This window comes from Vibrio sp. 1727 (assembly GCF_033344415.1).
GTDB classification, from domain to species: domain Bacteria; phylum Pseudomonadota; class Gammaproteobacteria; order Enterobacterales; family Vibrionaceae; genus Vibrio; species Vibrio alginolyticus.
In genome coordinates this window covers 58,225-65,486 of record NZ_JAWPOT010000023.1, presented here as the reverse complement: position 1 = coordinate 65,486, position 7,262 = coordinate 58,225, and the positions used below count along the sequence as shown (strand labels likewise).

Genomic DNA, 7,262 nt, shown 5'->3' with positions numbered 1-7,262 from the left:
CTACGATGCTTGATGGGTGTAGCCGATCAGATCGTATCTTTTTGATTTAGTTCCATCGATTTAAGCAACAAAGCCTTATTATCCATAAAGAATATTTGATCTTCTTTTTCTTCGAGTTCGTTTTCTAATTTTGAAATATTATCTTTTAAATCTTTGTTATTTTCAATTTCTTTATTAACCATAGAATAATAATCTTTTAGTTTTGTATGCTCTGCCTTAGAACCTTGGTTATATTTTAGTTTAGTTTCTATTTTTTTCATTTGGTTCAGGTAAGACTTTTGATAATCAGGCAATGTGCTTTTATTAAAAAGTTCACGGGCTGATAGTCTACCATCATCAGTCATTGGAACAATATGAGCGTGTATATGTGGCGTTTTTTCGTCAAGGTGCAACACAGCAGATACAAGATTATCACCAAACTCGCTTATTAGCCATTTACGGGCATTTATTGCAAAGTCTTTTGTATTGGTATTACTTTGGAAAAAATCAGGCGAGAGGCTTAATACAGCCTCAATACAAAGCACTGCATTTTTTCTTGGGGTTATATTATTTTTTTCAAACTTGCATTTTACGTCCCTAACGACATTACCTGAGCCAAGTAATTTTTTATTACTTATTTTTGGATTAGCATTCGGTGTTTCTAAATACCTATATACGTGAGCGTTTGATAAGTTTAAATTATTATAATCTTTTATTTTTTCAAATCTTAATATTGTTTTTAATTCCATTTAAAGTCTCCTTATAACTTTCAGAATAATAATATTTAATTGTTTGATCCCGTAGGGCGAACCAAACGAAGTTTGTATAGTGAGTATACAAACGTGTTTGTTCGTATATACATTAAACATATGACCATATATTATAATATTGTCAAATATTGGGGCTTTGACAATCACAATTAGGTAGATATCCACAACCGTTCCAATATCATTCCATAACTGTTCCAATCACATCACACAATAGTTCCAATATTATTCCGCAGTCGTTCCATAATAAAAAGCTACACATTGAATTATCACTTAAAATATCAGATTATTTTGTCATTAATAAAACAACCTAATATATCTTTAAGTATTTATTTATTATTATTTTTAGAATACTAAAAGCCAATTGCGCCATGCGCCTTTCTGATAATCCGCACGCAGTGCCAATAAATACTTTTTAATTGTCTATTTACATTTAATGAATATATGATAGTTGTATTACACAACAGTTCCAAAAAGAGGATATTATGACTAAATATAATGAACTACCACAGTTGCCAAAAATAGAAAAAAATAAGCTGATAATTTTGCTAAATCAAAATGCTGTTAGAGATACTAACTTCATAAGATCATTTGAAAAACCGAGAGATTTTTATCTATTTTCTATATTGCTTCATAACGAAATAATCAGAACAAAAGAAAATATAACTATTGAAATAAGAATAAATGAGCTACAAGAGAAATATAAGATTTTTAGAGGAGAATCAAAATATGACCTAATGGATTTCTTAAACCAAATTAATAATGAAATATTTTCATATTTTGTTTTAGATAAAGAAAATGAGATTTTAACTTACAATATCAAACCTGATTATTTTGATACTAATAGCAATACATTCTTTGTTAATGCCTGCTTATTGAAAGGATTAAAAATTAACTCTCAAAAAATCGCACTGTATTTAATGAGTATGGGACCACACGCTAAGTATCTGCACCTTTCGCATATAGCGAAATTGTTAAGTATTGAGGATAAAAGTCAGAAGTTAAAACAAAAATCAGCAAATACAGCTATGGAAACACTATTAAAATATAACTTCATTAAAGATATTAATTATTTTAGAAGTAAAAAAATATTTTATTTTAAAATGGAAAATATTAAAATAAAAGAAGCATTTCAAGACTTTTCAGATGATTTCGACTTTTTTTAAAAATCGGACTTCCTTTCAAACTTATTTAAAAGTAAGTCAAGTCGCATAAGTTTTACTAAATATTAATTATAAATGATTATTTCTAATCATTTCACTAAGAACAATTAAATCTTTAGTTTTCTTATAGGAAGGGTTATTTGTATTTAACATTAAAATGCGGCAACTAAGATAATCATCAATAATTTGAAGTTGTTCATTTTTCAATGTCGAATATTTAAAGTCCAGTAAGAAATCATCTAACATTTCAGCTTCATCAGGTGTTATATAATTATCTCTCTTAAATATTTTATCAAATAATATTTTATTTTCCAAAAGGATACCTTTTTTACTTAAAAGCAAGTAGTCATCGTGCCAATAGTATTACAGTAAATTGGTTTATTTCTATATATATCTCTTGTCAAATTATCCCAAGCTTGTTGATTAGCTTGTGCGTTTGCTTTGACTGTCGAACTATGTTGAGCGACTTTACTATTCATTTGATAAGCCTGAGCTTCTAACTGCCTGCAATTTTGTTTATTAGCGTAAGCTTTTGAATATTCACTGCTGATCATACTTTCAAGCTTATATTGATCGTAGCTCCAAGTACTCAACACATAAGAAAAGGAGTTTTTAGTCTCGGCAAACATTTTAGGCTCAATGAACTCAGCCTCAAAACACTTATGTAGGTATCCAATAAACTCACTAAAACCTTTGTAATGTTGTTCTGGCATTTTTTGAGATGTGGCACAGCCAGACATAATGATAGCGCAGAATCCTGCAAGCACGATTTTCTTCATATTCACTCCTTGAATGCTACATGGTAAATGAAATTACTGGAACAATTCGTGAACTTAGTCAGATAATTAGAAAGGTACAATACAATGTTAAATAATAGAAAGATTAATTGAGCATTAGAAGAACAACATAATTGATACAAAAAAAGCCGCTATGAGAGCGGCTTTTCGAAAGATGGTACCTGCGGGCGGACTTGAACCGCCACTCCCGAAGGAAAGGGATTTTGAATCCCTCATGTCTACCAATTCCATCACGCAGGCTTTTTATACAACCCTATACAACTTTTATTTGAATAGAGAAATCAATATAAGATATTGATTTAAATGCACTTTAGCATGATAATACTGGAAACGCAACGCCTTTTGAATCCGTCGTGTATACCAATTTCACCACACCGGCATCTTTGGGCTATTGCCCTTTGATGGTTGGCATTATACGTAAGCTTTTGACCTGCGCAAGCAGAAATACCTTAAATAACTATCGTTTGCTGATAATTTCGCCACAAAGTGTGACAAAGCTGTACTCATAAGAAACGTACGCTCCATTTTCTACTACTCTTCCAGATGAAAATGAGTATACGAAACTCTTTTTAAGTTCTATTCACTGTAATATCAGAAACATAACCATTCCCAATGCTCGACAACGCATTATGGAGCATCTCTGCGGCATCTTCTGCTTGCATGAAGTGACTCGTGTCCATCGTATTGCCGCTTGATTTCCAGAATTCCGTATCCATTCCACCAGGATAAACCGCGATAATTTTCATAGGTTTTCCTTTTAGCTCCAAACGAACCGACTCAATTAATCCTTTGACGGCCCATTTCACTGCACAATACGTAGACTCTTGCGCTTTAGGTTGTTGCGCGGCTGTGGACATGATCATGACCACTTTTATTGGATGATCTTTGTAACGCTTTACTAACTCTCTTAGCACATGAATCGCAGAATTCAGGTTGTTATCAATCAACTTTTGAATCTCTTCCGGCTCCTGCTCTTCCAGTAAGCCAAAATAACCACTTCCCGCACTATGAATGACCATTTCAGGGGACTGTTTCACCCCATCAAAGAGCTGTTTCACATTTTGGTGCAATGAGAGGTTGCAAGCTTGATAACCAACGTTATGAGAGAGTTGTTTTGCTAGTGCGGATAGTTTTTCTGTATTTCTTCCTATTACATACGTCTCTTTGCCTTCCGCATCATAACGCTTTGCTAGTTCCGCCCCTAAGCCGCTACTTGCACCTGTAATTACAATCATGCGCTACCTCTTTTCAATCACATACTTTTAATTCATCTATCAATTAAGGTAACAGAATCGTGGTAATTCACACCTCAAGAGCACCATTCTTTGAAGCAAGCAGCTTTCTTACTTTCGTGATGCATGAAATATCAAGCAGAACGACGGGCATTTAACCTATGCTTAAGCAAGAATAACTTTCTGAATTTTCTATCGACTTTCTAGTGAGAACTGAATAGGAGCAAAGAATGACTGGGTCAAAATGGCAGTGGTTACTGAAACAGATGACACGAAAACTGTGGGTCCGGACGTCACTCTACGCATTACTAGCTGTTGCTACCGCCTTAATGTCGATTGTTTTAAACCAGTTCATTACTTTGCCCCCTGCCATCAACGTCAGCAAGGATTTGTTGAACAACATATTAAATATCCTCGCAACCTCCATGCTTGCAGTGACTACATTCTCTCTCAATATTATGGTCTCAGCGTACAGTGCCGCTAGTGCAGGGGTAACGCCGCGAGCGACAAAACTGTTGATGGAAGACAGCACAACACAAAATGCCTTAGCAACCTTTCTTGGCTCTTTTCTATTTAGTTTGGTAGGAATTATCGCGCTAGGTATTGGGGCCTATCATCAACAAGCACAAATTTATCTATTCATCGTGACTATCGCCGTAATCGTGATGATCATACTCACTCTGCTACGTTGGATTCAGCACCTTTCCGTACTAGGAAGGGTCAGTGAAACCACTTCATACGTAGAGCAAGCCTTGTTAGATGCGATAAGAAAACGGGGCAAAGAGCGCTGGCTAGGTGCTCACCCATGGAGCCACCCAGAGCATAAGCCCAGAGGAAGTAAACCTATTTTGAGCCAAGAAATTGGCTACTTACAGCATGTTGATATGCATCACCTCGATAGTATTGCTGAAGCAAACCAATGCACCATCTACCTTGAGCGACAACCGGGAAGTTTTGTGTACGTAGGTCAACCATTGGCTTGGGTTTGTGGAGAATTGCCAGACGAAAGCGAAGTAACGGCAGCCTTCACGATTCGAACGGAGCGTTCATATGATCAGGACCCTCGCTTTGGTTTAGTCGTTATGGCGGAAATCGCCTCACGAGCACTATCTCCGGCTGTAAATGATAATGGCACCGCGATTGACGTTCTTGGGCGTTCTGTACGAGCACTTTCATTATGGGGAGACCTACTCAGTGAGCCGCCTACCAAAACTCGATATCCTAGACTATTTGTGCCCGCATTGAGCTGCCAGGATTTGTTTGATGATGTCTTTTTGCCGATAGCACACGATGGTGCAGCGCAACTCCAAATACAGATTCGCCTACAAAAGGCCTTGCTAGCTCTCTCTAGTATGCACCCTAAGTTATTTTTGTCACCAGCAATCAAGCTGTCAGAAAAAGCTTTAGAGCTTTCATTAAGCCAACATTATACCGAAGATGAGAAACACCAACTCTCTCAGCTATCTAATCTGGTCACAGACCAAAAAGCCAATGGTTAAGAGAGTCGAATTCAGTTGAAACATATTGCTGCACGGCCTCGTGTATCATGACATGTGCTGATAACGTAGGGCTGAAAAGTCACTTCGTTTATACACAATTAAAGACTCTGTGCGTTAGGTCTCTTTTCTCTAGGTGAGGGAATCTATATTCTGACGCACAATTTTTAAGGTAAGTGATGGAATAATGACAACGTCTACAACTCTTCCACCTGCTGGTCTCTTTCGTCGACTTGCAGCGTTGATTTACGACACATTAATTATTATCGCAATTGAAATGATGGCCGCTGGTATTGTTATGGCCGTTTTGTTTGCACTAAATGCAGCAGGATTGTTGAGCTATGGCGAGTACGCAGATGCCGCAGATATGCTCGGAAAGCACCCTGTATTGAGCCCTCTATTTACACTTTATCTTGCGGGTGTGTGGATATATTTCTTTGTGTTCTTCTGGACGCGAGCAGGACAAACTCTTGGGATGCGCGCTTGGAAGCTTCGAGTTCGCAATGCCAAAGACGGAGCACCAATTACGGTAACTCAAGCTCTGATTCGTATTTCGACATCTGGCTTTGGCTTGGCAAATTTGACTGTGCCGATTGATCCGAAGAAACGTGGTTTCCACGACATTTGGGCCAAAACAGAGGTTGTTGTATTACCTAAGGCAAATTAACTTGTCTAGGAACACAAAAAAGGAAGGCGTAATGCCTTCCTTTTACATTTGGTTCGGTAAAACTTGGTTTATTCGATGATGCTTCAGTTATAGCTTTCTTCGTAGCAGTGCAATCGCAATAGCTAAGAACACCAAACTCGGGGCCAAAGCACCAAACACTGGGGATATGCCATACACCAAGCTTAATGGACCAAAGAACTCACTGGATATGTAAAAAGTAAACCCGGCAACCACGCCCGACAATACCCTTGCCCCCATGGTCACGCTTCTGAGTGGACCGAAAACAAAAGATAGCGCCATTAACATCATCACAGCAATTGAAAGCGGCTGAGTCAACTTACGCCAAAACGCCAACTCATAGCGAGATGCATCTTGTTCCGATGCTTTCAGGTAAGTCACATAATCATACAAACCGCTCAGTGACAATTCTTCTGGCTTCACGGTCACCACAGCTAGCTTATCTGGTGCCAAAGAGGTGTGCCACTCCATCTGTTCGATGTCTTGCTTTGAAATTACGTTTTCATTTTCCATGTCCGTAATTTGTACGTAGCGCATCAGCCAGTTGTTATCTTGTTGGTAGTCGACTTCTTCGGCGAAAATAACTTTTTGTAGATTCTTATCATCATCAAAACGCCACATATTTAAAGCATAAAGCTTGTCGTCTTCGACTTTACCGATAAAGATAAAGTCGTTTGCGTCACGAGCCCACACACCTGAGCGCACAGACACAATGCTACCACCTGATATCGCAAACGCACGTAAGTCACGGGCCATCTTCTGGGCCTCAGGAGCGCCCCATTGACCTAACGCCATAACGACAATCATGAGCGGGACGGCCGTTTTTAGTACCGATAACCCGATATCCAGCTTAGAGAAACCAGCAGCTTGCATCACCACCAGCTCAGAGCTTGAAGCCAACATACCTAAGCCGATCAGGGCACCGAGTAATGCCGCCATTGGAAAGAACATTTCGATATCACGCGGCACACTGAGTAACACAAAGTACAACGCATGAGTGAGGTCGTACACACCTCGCCCTACTTTACGTAGCTGTTCTACATATTTGATGATGCCCGATAAGCCAACAAACGTCGCTAAAACCAAGGCAGTGGTAGAGATGATGGTTCTACCGATGTAAAGGTCTAAGATTTTGAACACAGC

General features: G+C 38.2%; 8 protein-coding genes and 1 tRNA gene. 3 read left to right on the top strand and 6 right to left on the bottom strand.

The window, feature by feature from the left end; translation table 11 throughout:
• Window positions 1-26: 26 nt before the first annotated feature.
• Window positions 27-728, bottom strand: a complete 702-nt coding sequence (gene mobV, locus R8O10_RS19750) for a MobV family relaxase (protein ID WP_318191669.1) — start codon at window positions 726-728, stop codon at window positions 27-29.
• 503 nt (window positions 729-1,231) lie between these two features.
• Here mobV and R8O10_RS19745 point away from each other — a divergent pair.
• Window positions 1,232-1,912 carry a hypothetical protein gene (locus tag R8O10_RS19745; protein ID WP_318191668.1) on the top strand — a complete coding sequence of 227 codons (681 nt, stop codon included), beginning with the start codon at window positions 1,232-1,234 and terminating at the stop codon, window positions 1,910-1,912.
• Window positions 1,913-1,978: 66 nt separating this feature from the next.
• Here R8O10_RS19745 and R8O10_RS19740 read toward each other — a convergent pair whose 3' ends face one another.
• The 4 genes from R8O10_RS19740 to R8O10_RS19725 all read right to left on the bottom strand — a co-directional run bounded on the left by R8O10_RS19740 (window position 1,979) and on the right by R8O10_RS19725 (window position 3,941).
• Complete coding sequence (locus R8O10_RS19740) at window positions 1,979-2,224, bottom strand: hypothetical protein (RefSeq protein WP_318191667.1); 246 nt, start codon at window positions 2,222-2,224, stop codon at window positions 1,979-1,981.
• A 17-nt stretch (window positions 2,225-2,241) separates the two neighbouring features.
• On the bottom strand, window positions 2,242-2,688 hold the full coding sequence (locus R8O10_RS19735) for a hypothetical protein (protein WP_318191666.1): 447 nt from the start codon (window positions 2,686-2,688) through the stop codon (window positions 2,242-2,244).
• Window positions 2,689-2,861: 173 nt separating this feature from the next.
• Window positions 2,862-2,946 (bottom strand) — tRNA-Leu (locus tag R8O10_RS19730).
• A 329-nt stretch (window positions 2,947-3,275) separates the two neighbouring features.
• Window positions 3,276-3,941: an SDR family NAD(P)-dependent oxidoreductase gene (locus R8O10_RS19725; protein WP_318072043.1), complete on the bottom strand. Its 666-nt coding sequence runs from the start codon at window positions 3,939-3,941 to the stop codon at window positions 3,276-3,278.
• 227 nt (window positions 3,942-4,168) lie between these two features.
• Between R8O10_RS19725 and R8O10_RS19720 the strand changes: the two genes are divergently transcribed.
• Complete coding sequence (locus R8O10_RS19720; protein ID WP_005385537.1) at window positions 4,169-5,437, top strand: DUF2254 domain-containing protein; 1,269 nt, start codon at window positions 4,169-4,171, stop codon at window positions 5,435-5,437.
• Window positions 5,438-5,621: 184 nt separating this feature from the next.
• Complete coding sequence (locus R8O10_RS19715; protein ID WP_086047050.1) at window positions 5,622-6,101, top strand: RDD family protein; 480 nt, start codon at window positions 5,622-5,624, stop codon at window positions 6,099-6,101.
• An 87-nt stretch (window positions 6,102-6,188) separates the two neighbouring features.
• On the opposite strand, the gene lptG is transcribed toward R8O10_RS19715, so the two are convergent.
• Window positions 6,189-7,259: an LPS export ABC transporter permease LptG gene (lptG, locus tag R8O10_RS19710; protein WP_005381071.1), complete on the bottom strand. Its 1,071-nt coding sequence runs from the start codon at window positions 7,257-7,259 to the stop codon at window positions 6,189-6,191.
• Window positions 7,260-7,262: the final 3 nt, after the last annotated feature.

Excerpts from the sequence above, each read along its gene's own strand:
- mobV (WP_318191669.1), bottom strand. The coding sequence starts at position 728 with ATGGAATTAAAAACAATATTAAGATTTGAAAAAATAAAAGATTATAAT.
- R8O10_RS19745 (WP_318191668.1), top strand. The coding sequence starts at position 1,232 with ATGACTAAATATAATGAACTACCACAGTTGCCAAAAATAGAAAAAAAT.
- R8O10_RS19735 (WP_318191666.1), bottom strand. The coding sequence starts at position 2,688 with ATGAAGAAAATCGTGCTTGCAGGATTCTGCGCTATCATTATGTCTGGC.
- R8O10_RS19725 (WP_318072043.1), bottom strand. The coding sequence starts at position 3,941 with ATGATTGTAATTACAGGTGCAAGTAGCGGCTTAGGGGCGGAACTAGCA.
- R8O10_RS19720 (WP_005385537.1), top strand. The coding sequence starts at position 4,169 with ATGACTGGGTCAAAATGGCAGTGGTTACTGAAACAGATGACACGAAAA.
- R8O10_RS19715 (WP_086047050.1), top strand. The coding sequence starts at position 5,622 with ATGACAACGTCTACAACTCTTCCACCTGCTGGTCTCTTTCGTCGACTT.